This is a genomic window from Paenibacillus sp. FSL K6-3182, from assembly GCF_037976325.1.
Lineage (GTDB): Bacteria > Bacillota > Bacilli > Paenibacillales > Paenibacillaceae > Pristimantibacillus.
Window position 1 is genome coordinate 4,559,772 of record NZ_CP150265.1, and the last position, 19,404, is coordinate 4,579,175.

The window sequence follows — 19,404 nt, forward strand, 5'->3', positions numbered from 1 at the left end:
CTTTTAGATTTGGTTTGTTCTCTTAAGGTGAACGGATTGACCCCCGTCAAAGAAAAAGACATGGCTCTCATCCACTTTTCTCCCGAGAACAGATTCGATTGCTTCGGCATACAGCTCCAGCTGGAAACGATGCCGCTCCGCTGCTTCCACCCATTGCTCCTTATAAATTCGATCCGTCTTATAATCGAGCAGTACGACGCCAGCAGCATCCTCGAACAAACAGTCTATTACCCCTTGAATCAATATCGGCTCATCTAGATCTGAATTCGGATAAACACGTTTAGCAGGGAACATGCAGCTGAACGGAACCTCTCTTCGCACCCAGTTAGCGTTTAACAACCGCTGTCCCAGCTCGCTTCGGAAAAAAGCTGCGACGTTCGGCAAATCAATTGCCTCCGATTGCTTTACTGTTAATAAGCGCTGCTCAATCATATGATCAAGCGTTTGTTTAAGCATCGGTTCATCTATTTCTTCTGTGAGGGAGACAAGCTGCATAAGCAAATGATTAACAGAGCCCTTCTCAGCTGCTGTAAGCGACTTTTCCTCCATAAAGGCTGGACGGCGCAGTCGGAACGTATACGATGCTTCTGAAGCAGTTGCAGCTTCTTGAAGATGTGTATTCGCCTGATGCTGATTCAGCTCGTCTAATGGAACCGCATCCTCCTGCTCCTCCGAATACAGCCTCTTCATTTCCGTAACCGATGTTTTGGCAGCGAGTGCCGCCGCTTCTTGATGCGGATAATGCCATTCCAACCGCTCACGCAGCTCATCATCTGCTTCTACATGCTCAAGAAGCGATAGTGAAGTAACCGCTTGAAGCCGCTCTTCCTTGTCCTGGTCCTGCAGCTCCGTCTCTGACGCCGCTGCGGCTTCAGTGCCGAATATAGAAGCTGAAACAACACCAGCATGCCAGTTCGGAGCATTGTAGTCAGCCAGCTGACTGTCATTGATTTGCCTAGCCGCTAGCGGACCTAGCCAATCGATAAACGAGCGTGCTGCAGCAACCCGGAAATCAGACATTTTACCTGAAGCATCGACGGAAGAAAGCCATCGCTTAAGCTTGGCTTCGGCATCCGCTACAGTCGCGACGAGAAACATTTTTTCTTTTGGCCGGGTTAGCGCAACATACAAAATACGCATTTCCTCTGCTAGCATTTCTTTACGCATGGCTCTTCGGATAGCCAAATAAGGAAGTGTAGGATAACTAATGCGAAGAGCAGGATCAACAAAACGAGGCCCGAAACCGAGCTCTTTGTGTTTCAAGAACGCACTTCGCACATCCTGCTGATTGAACAGCTTGCCTAGACCTGCTACGAATACAACCGGAAATTCAAGCCCCTTGCTCTTATGAATGGACATGATGCGAACGACATCCTCTTGTTCGCCGAGCGCTCTTGCAGTACCCAAGTCGCCGCCGCTATCGCGCATACGTTCGATAAATCTTAGAAATCGAAACAAACCGCGGAACGAGGTCGCTTCATACTGCCGAGCCCGGTCATGCAGCGCACGCAAATTCGCTTGACGCTGCGTCCCTCCTGGCAAGCCGCCTACAAAATCGTAATACCCGGTCTCGCGGTAGATTTCCCATAGCAAATTAGCAAGCGAGCCCTGCCTTGCTTCCTCACGCCAGCGATCCAAGCTGTCCAAGAAAAGCGAAAGCTTCCTGCGCGTGTCCTCATCCATAAACAAATCGCCTGCTGCTTGAAGGACCGCATCATAATACGTTGATTTCGCAGATTGGATGCGTATTCTTGCAAGTTCCTCACCGTTTAATGCAAATAATGGCGATCGCAATGCAGCCGCAAGCGGAATATCCTGATACGGATTATCGATAACTCTTAACAAGGAAAGCATCGTCTCGACTTCTGTCGCTTCAAAATAGCCGCTGCTCAGCTCCGCATACGCAGGAATACCGCTTCCTTGCAGCTCCTCAATGATAATTGGCGCCCACTGCTGGGTCGCCCTTAACAAGATAACGACATCCCGCCATTGCATACTTCGATTCTCACGACGTTTGCCATCATAAACCTGGAATCCGCTGTCGATAAGAGATTGCAGCTGCTGAGCAATCCAGCGTGCCTCCAACTGCGCCGCCTTTAGCTCGGAAGCTGATTCGAGGAGCGTTCCATTTTCTCCTTGCTCTCCCTCACCCTGTCCCTCTGATGACTCTGAGTTATCGGCATCAGCTGTCTCTTCGTCATCTGCATCCGCTTTATTCAACACGGCAAACTCAACTTGACAACGATCGGCTGGCACTGGATCTGGGTAGGTAGCGCCACATACGAGTTCTGCTCGCTCATCGTAATCCATTTCAGCTACCGTCTCGCGCATGATGGCGCGGAAAACCGCATTCACGCCATCAACAACTTCCGATCGACTGCGAAAGTTGCGCGCCAAATCGATGCGCAGAGCGTCGGACTCATCTGTTTCCGATCGCTTGTTCATCTCATGACGAGACAGATACGATTTATATTTTTGCAAAAACAGCTTCGGCTCAGCAAGGCGGAAGCCATATATGCTTTGCTTAACATCGCCAACCATAAACCGGTTGCCAGCACCTGGCCGTTCAATTAACGAAACGATTGCTTCCTGCACCATATTCGTATCTTGATATTCATCAAGCAATATTTCATCGAATTGCTGCTGGAATTCAATCGCTGCAATCGAAGGCAGCATTTGTTCAGGTGTAGAAGACGGATCACGCAAAATACGCAAGCAATAATGCTCCAAATCACCAAAATCGAGCATCCCTTTCGCGCGTTTAGCCGCTTCATAGCCTTGACCAAATTCGATAACAAGCTCGGATAATGCCTTCATCAGAGGAGCAAGCTCCTGAAGCTCTTCCAAAAACTGCTCCGCAGATCTGCCAAATAACTCATCAGAAAGTGAAGTGATCAGCTTCTTCGCTTGATCGCGCAGCTCCTTCGCCTGCTCCTGAAAGGACTTGTCATATTCATCGCCGCGCATCGCCTTCAGCTTGCCGAATTCGATGGACTGAAAAGGCGCTATCCAACATTCCCAGGGCATGGAATGTACCAGTTCCGAGAGACTGCTAATGATTTGCAAATCATCATCAAAGGTAGCCGCATAAGGTGCTGGGCCAGCAGGTTGTCGCGTTAGCTCTAAGGCTTGGTGCAGCAGCGAGCTCGCTCCTTCTAAAGCCATCTCAATATCGCCTATTAAACTGAGAACCCACGTACTGTTTTGCAGCGCTGCGACATCCGCGATATTAAAGGCATCTGCGGTTTGCCTAAGCCAATATTCAGGCCATGGATGGCTTTGCGCAAAGTCGAACAATTGTTGAACCAGCCGATACAAAGGCTCATCGCCGCGCTCACCGCCATAACGATCGGCAAGCCTTAGAAAAGCGCCGTTATCGCCAGCCCCTTCATACTTTTGCTCAAATAGCTGATCGAGAACGTCAAGGCGCATTAGCTCGCTTTCGGTCTCGTTTGCAATACGAAAGCCAGGATCAAGCCCGATTAACGGATAGTAACGCCTAATGACGTCCATACAAAACGAGTGTAGTGTCGTAATCGATGCTCTATTCATTAGGGCGAGTTGCCTTCGCAAATGCTCCGAATCGGGTTGCTTTTCCAATTCAAGCTCTAAAGCGTTTCGAATCCTATCCTTCATTTCCGCTGCAGCCGCCTTCGTAAAGGTTGCAACGAGCAGACGGTCAACATCGGCGTTCGCTGATATTTTACGGATGATTCGCTCAACGAGTACGGCTGTTTTACCAGAACCCGCTGCAGCAGCTACAAGGATGTTCGAGCCGCTTGTAACGATTGCATCCCATTGATCATCGGTCCATGTACTATTTTCCGGCTTGGGCGAATCCTTTGCAGTGTGCATCATCCATTACTCCCCCTCTAGCTGCTGCCATATATGTTCCTTAGAAGGTTTGCTCAGCTTCCTATACTCATTTCCGTCGAACTGAGCATCAAACTGACAAACCGCTTTATAATCGCAATACTGGCAAGGTGTTTTTGTTCCGATACGATAAGGCTCAATTGAAACATCACCTGACTGTATCGAGCTGCCAATTCGGCTGATTGTATTTCTAACAGAATGGCGAAGCACGTCCCATTGTTCATTCGAGACGACCGAAGAGCTGCTATAAAAGCTTCCATCCCGCTTCAAAGCAACGGGCAGCAGCTCTGAATAGCCAGTGTCCAGCTCATCGTCCATCAGTCTAACGGTTTCCGAATCAGCCGTAACCAGTCCACGCATTTTGAATCGCTTTAAGAGCTGACCGTTTGCTTCAGAAGGGCTAATGCTGTTGGTCAGCGCCAGAATTGGATTATGCACATGAAAATAAAGTACACCGGCCGGAGAAGCAGGTCGACCAAGCCATGCCGATGCATGTGTAACCAGTACATCCAAATAAGTCAGCATCTGCAGGGAAAGCCCATGGGCAACTTCTTCAAGTCTTAGATGCGTCGAGCTCGATTTGTAATCAAGCACGCGCAGCAGCAGACCTTCCTCCGTTTCTGCAGCATCAACACGGTCGATCCTGCCGATAATCTCTATCTCACCGCCCGCCTCAAGCGGAATGCGGAGTGCAGGCAGCTTCCCATCAGGGCCAAAATCGACCTCGGTGCCTACGGGATGGAATTGCGCCCTTCGCGCATGTTCACCCAGCATAAGCGCTGCTTGGCCAACAATTTCCTTCAGCTTGCGAGCGATATATTGAAAACGACTGCTGCTTAACAAGATTTGGGATTGCAACTTAGGAACCAAATCATCGACCGTTTGCGAGACGACCGCCTTAAGCTCCGCTTCCGATGTTTTTCCCCAGCGTCCTCCAAAACTCGTCGCCACCTTACTTAGAGCAGCGTGAAACAATTGACCAACATCAGGGGCATCCAGCCGGTAAAGCTTTCTTTCCCTCAGCTTTAGGCCGTGTATGGCAAAATGCTGAAATGGACACGATACGAACCGTTCCATGCGCGATACGCTAACTTGCAACCTCGCTCCATAAAGCTCTCGTGCTGTATCCTTAGAAAGGAACTGCTCTTGGTTCTCATAAGTTAAGGAGCTTGTCAGCAGCTGAAGCTTCTGCTGCCACTCCGGACGAACCGCGTACCAATTGTATAGATCCCACCAGAAAGGCGCAATAACTGCTCCCTGCTGCCATTTCCGAATAGCTCCGATCAAATAGGACATCGTTCGCTGCGGCTGCGAGACGAACTTTCTTTGCTCGGACAATGGCAAGCTTGGCGATGGCTCTGCTGCGATACTTTGAACGGCTATGCCCGGGAACAACTGACGGACATGCCTTACAATCTCTGAAGGCAGCAAGCTTTTCCCTTCCTCGTCGGCTTGTGCCCAGCTAAGCCATAAATGCTTGCTTGGCGTGGTCAATGCGTTATAGATCATAAATCGCTCATCAAGCAGGCGCCTGCGCACCCCTGGGGCCATTACGATTCCATCATCAGCCAAACGTTCCCGCTCCGATTCAGTAAGAATGCCGTCTTCTTTCACACGCATTGGCATGATGCCGTCATTTGCACCTAGCACGTAACATACATGTATATGCCCCGACCGTGTTCGGTCCATGCTGCCGATCAATACTTGATCAAGCGCTGGCGGTACCGCAGCAAGCTTCAAGCTGTCAAGCCCCGCCTCAATCATGCCGGCGAACAATTCTGGTGTTACGGTCTGTTTTCCAGCCAGTTCAACTAATTGATCCAAAAGCTGCATGACACTGTCCCAAAGCTGCTTGTGGCTTCTTGCTCTTTGTGTTTTCCCTGCTCCAGTATCTTGAATGCTCCAGCGCTCGAGCTTATCTGCTGCTTCGGATTCATCGAGCAAACGATATAAAGCCTCGCACATCCCTTGAACATTTTCGGCCTTATTCAGTGCATCAGAGAAGCGGCGAAGAGGAGGAACAACAACCTCTCTGGCTGCAAGTACGATATTGATTTCACGCTGCGCCTTTTCGCTGATTTTGGTCTCTATATCCTCGTCATCATCAAGTGAAACAGGAACTAACGGATGCCACCGCTTATGGTCAAGCCATTTCCAGCCATCAATGCCTGCAGCGAGCGCATAGTTTTCCAGCATATCGAACCAGTCTCTAGGCAGACTTCCGTCAACCTTGAACAACATCTCCGTCTTAATGCAGCGGAACACCGCATCGTATCGCCAGCCAAACAAGACGGTTTCAAGCGCAGACCGAATAAACTCAATCAATGGATGATGGACGGCCTTCTCCTTCTGATCGACAAAATAAGGAATGCCGTAATCAGCAAAGACAAGTCCGATATAGTCGGTATAATCCTCCGCATTTCGTACCATAACCGCAATATCCCGCCAGCGCAGCCCTTCTTTACGAGCTCTGCGAACGATATCGCGTGCAACGGCCTCAACCTCGGCACGTCGATTCGCAGCAGCATGCAGCGACAAGCCGCAGCGTGCATCTTCTGCGTCCAATATCGTTTTGTCAGCAATAAGCATCGGTATTCTCTCGCTATAATGCTTCTCAAGATGAGCAAGCATTGGACTGCTTTTAAACCGAACAGGAAGAATTTCGTCTAGCAATATGGGAGAATCGACCTCAACCTCATATTGAGCAGCCAGCTCCATCAGCTTATTGTAGGTTTCGGCTGTTGGATGAAACAGATCCAGTTCATGCGGCAGCTCGCCTATTCCATAAGTTCTGTTTAGTGTAAGTGTGACCGTCACCTGAGCGGATGAACCGATCAACGTTCCTAGCGCTTCATATTCCGTTGGCGTAAATCCATAAAATCCATCCACCCATATATGCGCGCCATTCATAGCAGAGGCATTAGCAAAACCATTTTGCAAATAACGCAAATAATCCTCGGCGTCTATATACATGCCCGCGAGTTCCTGCTCCATCTGACTATAAATGAGCTGCAAATCATGCAGCTTGCGCTTTAGCAATGTTGATTGGCCTGCTTCTGCCTTAGAAGCGTCCTGCTTGTCCTGTAAGAGCTCGGAATCTATTCCGTACCTTTTCCACTCTGTTAGAAGCTCTGCAAGCCTATCGATGAATCCAGGCTGTTCCGCACCATTTTGAAACAGCTCAAGCTGCTTTCCGAGCCGATGTACGATCTTGTAGAGAAGCATATGCTTCCCCGTATCGTTAATCGGAACGAGCGCCGTTCCGCCCGTCTCCTGCATGACCCGAAAGGCAAGGCGCCGAAAGCTTAGCGCCTGCGCCCTGATCGTCCCGTTTAATTCACCGCTCTGCAGCAGCGCATATTCGGTTTGAAAAGTAGCCTGTTCCGGTACAAGCATGACGAGCGGCGGTCCGTCCGGTTGATCGCGCAGCTGCTTTCTTATTTCATTCAAGCAATAGGATGTTTTTCCGGCTCCCGAACGCCCGATGACAAAGCGAAGCGACATGTGCAACTCTCCCGTCTATTCGTTTAAATCAATTATTTGCTTCGTACTTCAAATATTGCGAATTTCAAGTAATGTCCTTCATTCACGCCGAGCAGCTGAGGATGATCCTTGCCTGCCGCGCGCCATTCAACCAAACGAAGAAGCTTGCCTGCATCTACAGCCGCTTCTTGGATCGTTTCCAGAAACAGCTCAGGACGCATATGATACGAGCAGCTTGCCGTAACTAAATATCCGCCCTCATTCACCAGCTTTAAGCCTTGTAAATTAATATCTTTGTAGCCGCGGCATGCGCCTGCTACTGCGCTCTTCGTTTTTGCAAATGCCGGCGGATCAAGAATAACAACATCCCAGGTCCGTCCCGCTCCGCCTTCCATCTTCTTAGACGTATCTACTCCGCCAAGCGCGCGCTGCTTTCTCTCGTCGAGCCCTTTCACTTGAACGCGCAAATAATCAAAAGCGTCTGCGACAACAAACTCGACCCGATCGGAGTACCCATTGCGCTCAACGTTGCGCTTTGCGGTTTCGATGGCGTGCTCCGAAACATCCAAGCATGTTACTTTTTTGGCGCCATATTTACAAGCATGCAGTGTGAAGCTTCCTGTATGGGCAAAACATTCAAGCACCGATGCACCATCCCAGAAAGGAAAAGTGACCACTTTGCCATTCGCGTTCACCGGCACGAAATCGGATGTACCAGATGATTTACTTACAACGCTTGCCTCGATTTGAACAGAGCCTGATTCCAGTGCTTCACGCTCTACGAGATGAATACCGCTCCGGCCTCCCCAGCCTTTCATAAGCGGAGCAATGGCAGCACGGTTTTCACGTTGATCGAAGAAATAGCCTGTTTTCTGGCCTTCAACAATATCAACCTCAAGCTTCAAGCCGTTTTCCTCAATTTCAATAATGGATGGGCAATCACCGTAAAGCACGCCCGTCCGCTCTTCCAATCCTTCAAGCACTCGAACACCCACATCACTGCGCTCATAGATGCCGACAGGCTGAAATACGTCAATCAACGCCTCAATCAGCGCTTCTCTTCTTACATCCATCCCAAGAGTCAAAAACTGAAGCACCAGCACATTGTTGAAACGGTCAACAACAAGCCCAGGAAGAAAATCCGCTTCCCCGTAAACTAAGCGGCAATCGGCATCCGCAACGAAGCGACGGCGATGCTCTTGACACTGACGAAGGCGATCACGGAAAAAGCTTGCATCCATCGCAGCGATTGGCGTATATGCAACGATTCTTACTGTAATTTGTGATTTTGGATTCCAATAGCCTGTTGCTAAATAACGTCCTTGATGGTTAACAACATCAACCAAATCACCCGGCTTCGCATCACCTTCCAAACGATCAATTTCTGTCGCATAGACCCAAGGATGTCCTTGCTCCAGCCTCTTTTTCCTTGCTTTTAGAAGAAATATTTTTGGATTGCTCACGTTTATCTCGCTTCCCCTCATTGGACTTGCTAGTCATGCTTGTCTTGCTTGCAGCATATGTATATTTACGAATCAAAACTTGAAATAAATAATAAGGAGTCCAAACCATGGTTCAGACTATACTCATTCCAATGCTGCTTGGGTTTTCTGTTTTCATGTGCGGCATGAAGCTGATGGAGCTGGCGCTGCATCGATTAGCCGGTCCGTATTTGACCGGAATCCTAAAACGATCAACCGCAACCCCGATTCACGGACTAGCAATCGGAACGGTCACGACTGCTTTTCTACAAAGCAGCACAGCCGTAACGGTTATTGCCATTGGAATGGTCAATGCCGGCTTGCTTACATTCCCGCGTACATTAGGCATAATACTCGGTACGAATATTGGCACCTGCATAACGACAGAGCTAATCGGTCTAAATTTAAATAAACTGGCCGTTCCCTTGCTCATCCTCTCGATCGGAATGTGGCTGGCAACGGCTTTACTAGGAGAATTACGTCTGTTTCCTGCTGTTCGGAATGCGCGCTGGCTTCCAGCAGTTCGTTCGACCTCTGTCGTGCTGTGCGGCTTCGCTCTGCTCCTTACTGGGATGACGATGATGCAAGGCGTAGGCTCTGCCGTCCAAGACAGCCCCATGTTCAGCTGGTTTCTTGGAAAAGCAAATGAGAGCTTATGGTGGGGGCTCGCAGCGGGTGCGCTTCTTACAGCTGCTGTTCATAGCAGCGCAGCCGTTATTGGTATCATCATGGGTTTCGTATCTATAGGCGCGATGCCTATTGAACTTGGTATCGCCGTCGTTCTCGGCGCAAACATCGGGACTTGTGCGACAGCATTGTTAGCCTCTATAGGCGGGACTAAGGCCGGGCAGTATGTGGCATGGTCGCATGTCATCTTAAACGCTGGAGGCGCATTGCTGTTTATGCCATTCATCGGCGAGCTTGCGACGATATCGGAATGGATATCCTCGTCTGCAGCAGGGCAAATCGCTCATACGCAAACAATTTTCAATATTCTAAGCTCATTGATCGCTCTGCCATTTTGTTATCTACCCACATTTAGGCGCCTTGATCCCGTTACTTAGCACTAATCCGTTTGCAAACCCAGCAGTTGGAATGCTCCTGCAACGATGCGATGATTGTTATCGTATCCGGATTGCTTTTGACGTCTCCAAGCTTCTCCAGGTTCAAACCAATCGACGCCGCGGATCTCTTCTACTTGTGCATGCAGAGATCCTCCAACTGCCTCAACTAAATAATAATGAACCTCTTTATCGACCATCCCGAAGGCTTCATGCTCATATTTATATTTAATTTGATCAATCGGAGCGATGATCACCCCTTCAAGACCCGTTTCTTCGACGATTTCACGCAAAGCGGTTTGTTCAATCGTTTCGCCGGGCTCCATTTTTCCTTTTGGCAGCGAAACTTTTCCGTAACGATCCTGAATGAGCTGGATTTGCAGCTTTCCTTCCTCGGTGCGGCGATAAACGACACCGCCTGCTGAAATTTCCTTCATGTCCGTTTCCCCCTTGCAGCATTAAACACATTGTATATGCAGCAAAGGATTCCTCCATCTTTTCCACAAAAGGAATCGATAAGCAAAGGAATCCCCGCATTTTGTCAAGCTATAGCTAGGCTCTTATCGCTTCCGGACGCTCCAGCACGAAGGTGTGCTGCTCCATGCCGCTCGCTGCAGCAGGATGATCTTCCATCACGCGAACAAGCTTTGCGCGACATTCGTTGACGCCTGCCTCCGTGATTTTCACTCGGCAAAGCTTGCCGATCAGCGATTCTGTGCCGTCGAATACGACCTGGATATAGTTATCCGTATAGCCCATAACAAGCCCAGTACCCGGGGCACCCTTGTAATCGCGCTCTGGGATAACATCGAGAACATGGCCAACGTACTGCTCTGCGTACGCAAGCTGCATTTTCTCTGACAAATCAATTAGCTTATGCACGCGCTCATTTTTCACTTCTTCATCAACTTGCTCGTCCATTCGAGCAGCAGGCGTACCTGTGCGTTTCGAATAAGGGAACACATGCATTTCAGCAAACTTCAAATCTTCCATGAAGCGGAAGCCCTCTTCGAACATTTCTTCCGTTTCTCCAGGGAAACCGACAATAACATCCGTTGTAATGGCAACGCCAGGCATTGCCTCGTGCAATCTTTTAATTTTTGCAGCGAATTCTGCAGTCGTATATTTACGGCGCATCCGCTTTAATACGGAGTCTTCACCTGCTTGGAGTGGAATATGCAGATGGCGGCACATTTTACTGGAACGGTTCAACACATCAATCATCGCATCGTCGATTTGACTTGCTTCGATCGAACTAATTCGAATGCGCTCTAGTCCCTCTACCTTGTCCAAGTCCCACAGCAGACTTGTTAAATTGTAATTTTCCATATCATCGCCATAGCCGCCAGTGTGAATACCCGTCAGTACAATTTCCTTGTAGCCGGATGCAACGAGCTGTCTAGCTTGCTCTAGCACGCTTTCTGAAGCACGGCTGCGAGATAAACCGCGTGACCATGGAATAATACAAAACGTACAGAAGTTGTTGCAGCCCTCTTGAATTTTCAAGAACGCACGCGTCCGCTCCGAGAAGTCCGGTACATTCAGTTCCTCAAAATCACGTGTCTTCATGATATTGCGGACGGCGTTAACCGGCTGACGATCATCGTGAATTTGATTCACGAACGTCATAATTTTCTCCCGGTCCTGTGTCCCGATGACTAGATCGACGCCTTCAATAGCCATAATCTCTGCTGGAGAGGTCTGAGCGTAACAGCCCGTGACCGCAATGACAGCATCGGGGTTGCGACGAACAGCCCGTCTAATGATTTGACGGCTCTTCTTGTCTCCCGTATTGGTTACCGTACATGTATTAATTAAGTAAACATCAGCAGTCGATTCGAAATCGACCTGTTCATAACCTTCGTTTTTAAATAGCTGCCATATCGCTTCTGTATCATAGAAGTTTACTTTGCAGCCCAGCGTATAAAATGCGACTGTTGGCATAGTTGTTACGCTCCTCCCATTTCTCCGGATTCATATAATAAGCAGGTTAATCCTACGATGCCCGCTGTTTCCGTTCGTAATATTCTTCTGCCTAGTCCAACCAGCACAGCACCAGCTGCTTCTGCCTCGTCCGCTTCACGATCCGTGAAGCCGCCCTCAGAACCAATAATGAGCAGTACTTTCGGCGAGCTCACTTCGCCTGCTTGTTCGGTCCATTCGTTAATCGCTGTGCGAACGCCTCTGCCATGGGCAAGATGTCCTTCACGCTCATAACAAAATAAAACCAAATCGTAATTGGACATAGACTTTATGAGCTCACGCCAGCTATGCAGCGGCTCAATCGCCGGAACACGGTTGCGATGTGCCTGCTCTGCCGCTTCCTTCGCAATTTTACTCCATCGCTCTATGCGCTTTGCTTCCTTCTTTGCATCATATTGAACGACCATGCGCTCGGACTGAAAGGGAACAAATGCATAAGCACCAATCTCTGTTCCTTTCTGTATCACAAGCTCCATTTTGTCGCCCTTAGGCAAGCTCTGAGCTAGCGTTATTGCCCATTTCGGCTCACTATCATTGCCTAGCATCTCAACAATTTCTGCGGTTACGAGTGTTGCAGAAGCTTCAAGCACAGCGACAAGCGCCGTGCGCGACTCCCCATCGCTGACAATAAACTTATCGCCTGGCTTCGTGCGCATAACCCTTGCGGCGTGATGCGCATCATCGCCGATTAGGCGGATTTCAGAGTCGCTAAATTGCTCCGCCGCTATGAAATATCGTTGCATGATCTTTTTCCAACCACCCTTAAACAAATTCCATCCTTCATAATAACATGTTTGTCTTCACTAAATCTATCAGAAACCGTTGCCAGCAGCCTGCGAACGGCCGCCTAGCCTCTATAAGAAAATCTGGTAAACCCACGCAAACGTATTGTTCATTAAATCTGCGCCTAACCCAAGTACAGGATCAAGTGTTACTTTACGAAGCGGCGGAATAAATACGATTAATAAAAAGATAAACATTCCCCACTGCACATTTTGATCCATCTTGTAACGAAGCTTTAGCGGCAACAGATCTGCGATGATCCGGTAGCCGTCAAGCGGAGGAAGCGGAATAAGGTTAAAAATAAACAATAAATAATTATACCAAATAAAATAATCAAAAAATCGATGTACAGCAGCATCCACACCGACAGATGCTCCGCTTAAAATATCTGAAGCCAAAATCGCAACATAAATAAAAATGCTTATCGTACCCATGAGCAAATTGCTTAACGGTCCTACTGCGGTCACTACAATGCTCATCATTCTCGGACTTTTGAATTTGCTTGGATTTACCGGTACGGGCTTCGCCCATCCAAATCCGGCAATGAGAATCAACAGCGTCCCTAGTACATCCAAATGCACACGCGGGTTTAGGGTTACACGCCCAGCATTATAAGCAGTATCATCACCAAATTTATAAGCGCTGTAAGCATGAGCGAACTCATGCACGGTAAAAGCAATAATTAAAGCCAATACGATAAATGGCAAATCCTCTAGCGGAAATCGCAAAAAGCTTTGCAAGTCCATTAAATCACCTGTGGCTTTCTCGCTACGATTGCGATCCAATCCTCATCGCGGCGCTTCTCAATAATTTCAAATCCATGACGGATTAATCCTTCTTCTACATCGGTTTCTTTATTTTTGTAAATGCCGGAAGCAATATAAATTCCGTTTGGTTTTAATGCCGCATATACATCGTCGACAAACATCAGGATGATTTCTGCCAAAATATTAGCTACAACAAGATCTACGGGCACGGTAACTCTGAAAGCGCCATTCGCAGCTGCTTGTTCTCCTCCAGCAGATTCTTCCTTAATTACACCAAGCAAATCGCTAAGCCGCACTTCAACTTTCTCCGAAAGATTGTTTAGCGACACGTTCTCTTTGGCACTGGAAACAGCAACGGGATCAAGGTCAACTGCAAGCACGCTCTTCGCGCCCAGCAGACAAGCTCCAATAGCTAGTATTCCCGATCCTGTGCCGACATCAATGACTTCTTCTCCGCCGCGAATGACAGACTCGAGCGTTTGCAGACACAATGAGGTCGTAGGGTGTGTCCCTGTTCCAAAAGCCATTCCTGGATCCAGCTCGATTATGCGCTCATCCGGACCTGCTTCATACTCTTCCCAAGTTGGCTTAATCGTTAACTTATCAGAAATGCGAATCGGCTTGAAATATTGCTTCCACGCAGTCGCCCAATCCTCATCATCTACAGTTGCAACGATATATTCTACAGTTCCGGGATCAATATCAAATTCACGAAGCTCTTCGACACGAGGTCTAATCGCTGCAACTAGCGCATCGGTATCGGTGTCTTCTCCAAAATAGCCCTTGATGATCGCTTGGCCTTCTGGAATATCGTTAAGCGGCGTTTCGTACCATTGTCCAAATGATGTATCACGCTGTTTGCTGAGTGTACCCGATTCTTCAATGGATACGCCTCCGGCTCCCATCTCATGCAAAAAGTTGGATATCATCTCTTGCGCCTCTTCAGTTGTTGAAATTGTAAGTTCAAACCATTTCATATGTAATATCCTCCAATGCCAATCGTAAACGGCTATCGTCGACCGCGGTCGACTAGACAAACGTTTCGCTTTAAAAACCTAACATCTATTGTACACCAGAGTAGTGCCTTTGCACAAAAAAATGAGTCAAGAGACCGACTGCTGTTTTCATGCTACAATCGTTACGGAATCTGGAAGAGGAAAATCACAATTCCAGCAAGCTTTTTATCGTCGGGAGGTCTACTGCAATTATGCCACCTAGAAATATTGAAAAAGATCAACGCTGGTAGAAAGCGGCCAAAAAGAATACAGAGAGTTCGTTGAGCAGGCGTAGCAAATGCCGGTTCCGCCCTATGATAAGCTGTTCTGGTAGTAGGATTAACCGCACATTCTTCCCTGCTTCCATTTCAACTTTCCGGTGGAATGAAGCAGCGTACCGCAATTGCACGCGCATTAGCGACAAATCGCGCTCGAAACGGGAATAACGATCATTTTCATTACCTATGATGTTGACGAAGCTTTGCTGCTTGGCACAAGAATCATAACGATGCAAGGCGCTCCTGACAGAATTGAACTGGATTTAGCAAATCCGCTAACGAAACGAGCTGAACCATTCACTGCGGTTCGAAAGCATAGCAAGTACAGCGAATGGCGTGACATTCTCGTCCAATCGCTGCGCCCTGCACAGCTGGAGCTTCTAGAAGCAGCTCATATTTAATGGTTCAAACGAATAAAAGGGACTGAAGGCTATACTAGCCCACAGTCCCTTTTATGTTTAAGTAATAATTGTATTTGCGTTGCCGCCCATTTGTTTAATAAGATGAAGCGCGCGTTCGGCGACTTCATCATCTACGGTTGCCGTCAGCAATCCGCTGTCAATCAACCCGTTCACTTCAATTGCACGCAGCGCTTGAAGCTTCCGCATCGTCTCCTGAGCAGCCCCCTCACCCTCGAAGGTCGCTTGGATTTCAATATGGCTCATTATGCCTGCTCGTTGCGCTCGTCGGCTGCAGCTGCACGCTGAGCAGCTTTGCGATCTGCTTCGTCAGCAAGCTCTTCAGAAAATTCCACATCTTCGTTTTCGCCTACAGGCAGGTTGCCAAAGTTTGTTTTCTCCAAGCTGTTATTGTTGTTGTTATTGTTTGTCATCGTATTAGTTCCCTCCGGTTGTGTGTTGATGTATGGTTTTCCTACCCGAATAGAGTATGTTAATCCACCCCATTCTATACAGCCGGGGAAAGAAAAAAAAGACGTGCCGGGTTATTCACCGCGGAACGCCTTTTTCATTTTTTCGAATATAGATTCATGATGTTCTTGATCATTCGATACGGAATCGCCGCTTAGCCCGCCAAACTGACGAAGCAGGTCCTTCTGATCATCCGTCAAGCTCGTTGGTGTTACGATAGTAACCTTCACATGCTGATCGCCTTGACCGTATCCACGAAGCTTAGGAACACCCTTGCCTTTGAGTCTGAAGTAAGTGCCTGTTTGTGTGCCAGCTGGCACCTTGAGCTTCACTTTCTCCGTTAACGTAGGAATCTCAATTTCATCGCCAAGAGCTGCTTGCACGAATGTAAGCGGAACTTCGCAATAAATATCATCGCCTTCACGTTCGAAAAACTCATGCGGCTTCACACGGATAACAATATACAAGTCGCCCGCAGGACCGCCGCGAAGACCGCCCTCACCCTCGCCAGACATACGGATTTGAGCTCCGTCATCTACGCCGGCTGGAATACGGATGTTGATTTTGCGTTGACGCTTCACTTTACCCGCGCCATGGCAAGTTGTACATTTATCTTTTATTACGCGGCCTGTGCCGCTGCAATTGGTACAAGCACGGCGGTTGACCATACGGCCAAATGGCGTATTTTGAACAACCTCCTGCTGTCCGCTGCCCTTACAAACCGAACAGCTCTCAGGTTTCGTGCCCGGCTTAGCTCCATCACCATGACAGGTATCGCAAGTTTCTGTTCTAGGAATCGTAATCTCGGTTTCTTTGCCGAATACCGCTTCCTTAAACTCAACTGTCATTGTATATTGCAGGTCGTTTCCGCGCTGCGGTGCATTCGGATCACGACGACCGCCTCCGCCGCCAAAAAACATGTCGAAAATATCGCCGAAGCCTCCGCCGAAATCAGCACCGCCTCCGCCGCCCATACCTTGGTTTGGATCAACATGGCCGAACCGGTCATACGTTGAACGTTTTCCATCGTCACTTAGTACATCGTAAGCTTCTTTAACTTCCTTGAACTTCGTTTCTGCATCTGCAGCTTTATTTACATCGGGATGATATTGACGTGCTAGCTGACGGTATGATTTTTTAATATCGTCTGCTGAAGCATCCTTGCCAACACCAAGAACCTCATAATAATCGCGTTTGCTTGCCACCTGTTCTCACCTCCGCTATATATCCTATGATTCCTCTATAAGCACGAAAGGAGGTCAAAGCCAGGTAGCGCCTGTCTTTGACCTCTCGCTCGCTACACTTTATTTATTATCGTCAACCACTTCATAGTCAGCGTCTACTACATTGTCTTTGCCTTTTGCAGCGCCGCCAGCTTCTGGGCCAGCACCTTCAGCTGCTTGTGAAGCTTGCTCATAAAGCTTAACTGAAAGCTGTTGAACGATTTCAGTCAGCTCTTCAGCTGCTGCATTGATTTGCTCAAGATCGTCTGTTGCAAGTGCTGCAACTACTTTTTCTTTTGCAGCATTAGCTTTTTCGATTTCAGAAGCATCAACTTTATCGCCAAGATCTTTAATTGTTTTGTCAACGGAGTAAACCAATTGGTCAGCGCTGTTTTTTGCTTCAACAAGGTCGCGACGTTTGCGATCTTCTTCAGCGTTAAGCTCAGCATCTTTCATCATTTGGTTAATTTCATCATCGCTGAGACCGCTTGAAGATGTAATCGTAATTTTTTGGCTCTTGCCTGTTCCTTTATCAAGAGCAGACACGTTTACGATACCGTTCGCATCGATATCGAAAGTAACTTCGATTTGAGGAACGCCGCGTGGTGCAAGAGGAATATCGTTCAAAGTGAAACGACCAAGCGTTTTGTTGCCTGCCGCCATCGAGCGCTCACCTTGCAAGACGTGAATTTCAACGCCCGGTTGATTGTCCGCATATGTGGAGTACACTTGCGATTTGCTTGTAGGAATCGTAGTGTTACGATCGATCATCTTAGTGAACACGCCGCCAGCAGTTTCAATACCAAGCGACAATGGAGTAACGTCAAGCAATACAACGTCTTTCACATCGCCAGTCAATACGCCCGCTTGTACAGCTGCGCCAAGAGCTACAACCTCATCCGGGTTAACACCTTTATGCGGTTCTTTGCCGATCAATTTTTTAACTGCTTCTTGTACCGCTGGAATACGAGTCGATCCGCCCACGAGTACAACTTTATCGATATCGCTTGGGGACATTCCTGCATCGCTAAGCGCTTGACGAGTAGGTCCTAGCGTACGCTCTACAAGGGAAGCTGCAAGCTCTTCAAATTTCGCGCGAGTAAGGCTAAGCTCCAAATGCTGAGGAACGCCGTCAACCATTGTAATGAACGGAAGAGAGATAGCTGAAGTCAATACGCCGGAAAGTTCTTTTTTCGCTTTCTCAGCAGCATCTTTCAAACGTTGAACAGCTGATTTATCTTTGGAAAGATCAATGCCTTGCTCTTTCTTGAATTCAGCAACAAGGTGATCGATGACAACTTGGTCAAAGTCATCTCCGCCTAGTTTGTTGTCGCCGCTTGTTGCTTTAACTTCGAAGAAGCCATCGCCAAGCTCAAGAATGGAAACGTCAAATGTACCGCCGCCAAGGTCATAAACAAGAATCGTTTGATCTTCTGTTTTCTCAAGGCCGTATGCTAGTGCTGCAGCTGTTGGCTCGTTGACAATACGAAGAACTTCAAGACCAGCAATTTTACCAGCATCTTTAGTCGCTTGACGTTGGCTGTCATTGAAATAAGCAGGAACCGTAATAACGGCTTGCGTTACCGTTTGACCCAAGTAAGCTTCAGCATCAGCTTTCAATTTTTGCAAAATGATTGCAGAAATCTCTTGTGGTGTGTAATCTTTATCGTCAATTTTTTCTTTGTGGTTCGTACCAATGTGGCGTTTAATCGAGCTGATTGTACGATCAGGGTTTGTGATCGCTTGACGTTTTGCCGTTTCACCAACAACACGCTCGCCGTCTTTCTTGAAACCTACTACGGAAGGAGTTGTGCGGTTGCCTTCCGGGTTAGGAATAACAACTGCTTCTCCGCCCTCCATTACTGCTACGCAAGAGTTTGTTGTACCAAGGTCAATACCAATTACTTTACTCATAGCTATAGTTCCTCCTACAATTTTTATATTTTATCCTAATAACAGCTTGCTCTGTCTCATTTATTGAGAAAAAGTTTTACCGTTTAACTGCTTACTTTAACCATCGCTGGACGCAATACCTTGTCTTTCAAGATATAGCCCTTCTGAACTTCCTCAACAATGATACCCTCTTCATGCTCATCGGAATCTACAGTCATAATCGCTTGATGGAATTCAGGGTTAAAAGGCTCGCCAACTACGTTCATAGCTTTAAGGCCTTCCTGCTCAAGTGTTGACTCGAGCTGACGGAAAATCATGTCTACACCCTTCGCAAGTGATTCAAAATCACCGTTAACAGATGCGGCTGCTACAGCGCGCTCAAAATTATCTACAACCGGAAGCAGTTGACCGATCAGCTTCATCGATGCGTACTGTCCGAGTTCTTCTTTTTCTTTCATTGTACGACGGCGGAAGTTATCGAAATCCGCTTGTGCGCGCAAGAAGCGCTGCTCTTTCTCCTCAGCCAGCTTCACAAGCTCCGCATAACGCGAATCTTCTTCCACAGCCTCGTTTACAGTATCCTCGCTTGCTTGATCTGATTGCTCAGCAGATACCACTTCTTCTACAGCCTCGGCTGCCTCATTATGTTGTTCTTTCGTACTCATGCAATCACCTCCTAAAAAAGTTTACGAAGTAAACTTGGCAAAATATCATT

15 protein-coding genes are annotated in these 19,404 nt (G+C 48.0%); 2 read left to right on the forward strand and 13 right to left on the reverse strand.

Annotated elements, in window-relative coordinates; genetic code table 11:
- Positions 1 to 3: 3 nt before the first annotated feature.
- The 3 genes from addA to MHH56_RS20275 are packed head-to-tail and all read right to left on the reverse strand — an operon-like array spanning position 4 to position 8,819.
- On the reverse strand, positions 4 to 3,858 hold the full coding sequence (addA, locus tag MHH56_RS20265) for a helicase-exonuclease AddAB subunit AddA (protein WP_339203454.1): 3,855 nt from the start codon (positions 3,856 to 3,858) through the stop codon (positions 4 to 6).
- 3 nt (positions 3,859 to 3,861) lie between these two features.
- Positions 3,862 to 7,377 carry a helicase-exonuclease AddAB subunit AddB gene (gene addB / locus MHH56_RS20270; protein WP_339203455.1) on the reverse strand — a complete coding sequence of 1,172 codons (3,516 nt, stop codon included), beginning with the start codon at positions 7,375 to 7,377 and terminating at the stop codon, positions 3,862 to 3,864.
- A gap of 32 nt (positions 7,378 to 7,409) precedes the next feature.
- Positions 7,410 to 8,819, reverse strand: a complete 1,410-nt coding sequence (locus MHH56_RS20275; protein WP_339203457.1) for a class I SAM-dependent rRNA methyltransferase — start codon at positions 8,817 to 8,819, stop codon at positions 7,410 to 7,412.
- A gap of 107 nt (positions 8,820 to 8,926) precedes the next feature.
- Here MHH56_RS20275 and MHH56_RS20280 point away from each other — a divergent pair, with 107 nt between their 5' ends.
- Entirely contained in the window at positions 8,927 to 9,901 is a 975-nt protein-coding gene (locus tag MHH56_RS20280; protein WP_339203459.1) for a Na/Pi symporter, read from the forward strand.
- 2 nt (positions 9,902 to 9,903) lie between these two features.
- Here MHH56_RS20280 and MHH56_RS20285 read toward each other — a convergent pair whose 3' ends face one another.
- The 5 genes from MHH56_RS20285 to prmA form a co-directional block, all read right to left on the reverse strand.
- Complete coding sequence (locus tag MHH56_RS20285) at positions 9,904 to 10,335, reverse strand: NUDIX domain-containing protein (protein ID WP_076266880.1); 432 nt, start codon at positions 10,333 to 10,335, stop codon at positions 9,904 to 9,906.
- A gap of 115 nt (positions 10,336 to 10,450) precedes the next feature.
- The gene (gene mtaB, locus MHH56_RS20290; RefSeq protein ID WP_339203461.1) at positions 10,451 to 11,842 is read right to left on the reverse strand and encodes a tRNA (N(6)-L-threonylcarbamoyladenosine(37)-C(2))-methylthiotransferase MtaB; all 1,392 of its coding nucleotides are present in this window, start codon (positions 11,840 to 11,842) and stop codon (positions 10,451 to 10,453) included.
- 5 nt (positions 11,843 to 11,847) lie between these two features.
- The gene (locus MHH56_RS20295) at positions 11,848 to 12,624 is read right to left on the reverse strand and encodes an RsmE family RNA methyltransferase (RefSeq protein WP_339203463.1); all 777 of its coding nucleotides are present in this window, start codon (positions 12,622 to 12,624) and stop codon (positions 11,848 to 11,850) included.
- A 111-nt stretch (positions 12,625 to 12,735) separates the two neighbouring features.
- The gene (locus tag MHH56_RS20300) at positions 12,736 to 13,449 is read right to left on the reverse strand and encodes a site-2 protease family protein (protein WP_339203465.1); all 714 of its coding nucleotides are present in this window, start codon (positions 13,447 to 13,449) and stop codon (positions 12,736 to 12,738) included.
- A complete protein-coding gene (prmA, locus tag MHH56_RS20305; RefSeq protein ID WP_339203467.1) occupies positions 13,410 to 14,408 on the reverse strand; it encodes a 50S ribosomal protein L11 methyltransferase in 999 nt (332 codons plus the stop codon). The genes MHH56_RS20300 and prmA overlap by 40 nt, the downstream gene beginning before the upstream one ends.
- Before the next feature lie 526 nt (positions 14,409 to 14,934).
- Here prmA and MHH56_RS20310 point away from each other — a divergent pair.
- Complete coding sequence (locus MHH56_RS20310) at positions 14,935 to 15,105, forward strand: hypothetical protein (RefSeq protein ID WP_339203469.1); 171 nt, start codon at positions 14,935 to 14,937, stop codon at positions 15,103 to 15,105.
- A gap of 57 nt (positions 15,106 to 15,162) precedes the next feature.
- On the opposite strand, the gene MHH56_RS20315 is transcribed toward MHH56_RS20310, so the two are convergent.
- The 5 genes from MHH56_RS20315 to grpE form a co-directional block, all read right to left on the reverse strand.
- Positions 15,163 to 15,369, reverse strand: coding sequence for a hypothetical protein (locus tag MHH56_RS20315; protein ID WP_339203471.1), 207 nt, complete (start codon positions 15,367 to 15,369; stop codon positions 15,163 to 15,165).
- Positions 15,369 to 15,536 carry a YfhD family protein gene (locus MHH56_RS20320; RefSeq protein WP_076266875.1) on the reverse strand — a complete coding sequence of 56 codons (168 nt, stop codon included), beginning with the start codon at positions 15,534 to 15,536 and terminating at the stop codon, positions 15,369 to 15,371. The genes MHH56_RS20315 and MHH56_RS20320 overlap by 1 nt, the downstream gene beginning before the upstream one ends.
- 111 nt (positions 15,537 to 15,647) lie before the next feature.
- Positions 15,648 to 16,778 (reverse strand): molecular chaperone DnaJ, encoded by a 1,131-nt coding sequence (gene dnaJ, locus MHH56_RS20325; protein WP_076266874.1) that lies wholly within the window; start codon positions 16,776 to 16,778, stop codon positions 15,648 to 15,650.
- A gap of 99 nt (positions 16,779 to 16,877) precedes the next feature.
- A complete protein-coding gene (dnaK, locus tag MHH56_RS20330) occupies positions 16,878 to 18,710 on the reverse strand; it encodes a molecular chaperone DnaK (RefSeq protein ID WP_339203473.1) in 1,833 nt (610 codons plus the stop codon).
- A gap of 83 nt (positions 18,711 to 18,793) precedes the next feature.
- A complete protein-coding gene (gene grpE / locus MHH56_RS20335; RefSeq protein WP_339203475.1) occupies positions 18,794 to 19,354 on the reverse strand; it encodes a nucleotide exchange factor GrpE in 561 nt (186 codons plus the stop codon).
- Positions 19,355 to 19,404: the final 50 nt, after the last annotated feature.

What these genes read in the sequence shown, in the direction of transcription:
- addA (WP_339203454.1), bottom strand. Translation starts at nt 3,858, where the DNA reads ATGATGCACACTGCAAAGGATTCGCCCAAGCCGGAAAATAGTACATGG.
- addB (WP_339203455.1), bottom strand. Translation starts at nt 7,377, where the DNA reads ATGTCGCTTCGCTTTGTCATCGGGCGTTCGGGAGCCGGAAAAACATCC.
- MHH56_RS20280 (WP_339203459.1), top strand. Translation starts at nt 8,927, where the DNA reads ATGGTTCAGACTATACTCATTCCAATGCTGCTTGGGTTTTCTGTTTTC.
- MHH56_RS20285 (WP_076266880.1), bottom strand. Translation starts at nt 10,335, where the DNA reads ATGAAGGAAATTTCAGCAGGCGGTGTCGTTTATCGCCGCACCGAGGAA.
- mtaB (WP_339203461.1), bottom strand. Translation starts at nt 11,842, where the DNA reads ATGCCAACAGTCGCATTTTATACGCTGGGCTGCAAAGTAAACTTCTAT.
- MHH56_RS20295 (WP_339203463.1), bottom strand. Translation starts at nt 12,624, where the DNA reads ATGCAACGATATTTCATAGCGGCGGAGCAATTTAGCGACTCTGAAATC.
- prmA (WP_339203467.1), bottom strand. Translation starts at nt 14,408, where the DNA reads ATGAAATGGTTTGAACTTACAATTTCAACAACTGAAGAGGCGCAAGAG.
- MHH56_RS20310 (WP_339203469.1), top strand. Translation starts at nt 14,935, where the DNA reads ATGCAAGGCGCTCCTGACAGAATTGAACTGGATTTAGCAAATCCGCTA.
- MHH56_RS20315 (WP_339203471.1), bottom strand. Translation starts at nt 15,369, where the DNA reads ATGAGCCATATTGAAATCCAAGCGACCTTCGAGGGTGAGGGGGCTGCT.
- MHH56_RS20320 (WP_076266875.1), bottom strand. Translation starts at nt 15,536, where the DNA reads ATGACAAACAATAACAACAACAATAACAGCTTGGAGAAAACAAACTTT.
- dnaK (WP_339203473.1), bottom strand. Translation starts at nt 18,710, where the DNA reads ATGAGTAAAGTAATTGGTATTGACCTTGGTACAACAAACTCTTGCGTA.
- grpE (WP_339203475.1), bottom strand. Translation starts at nt 19,354, where the DNA reads ATGAGTACGAAAGAACAACATAATGAGGCAGCCGAGGCTGTAGAAGAA.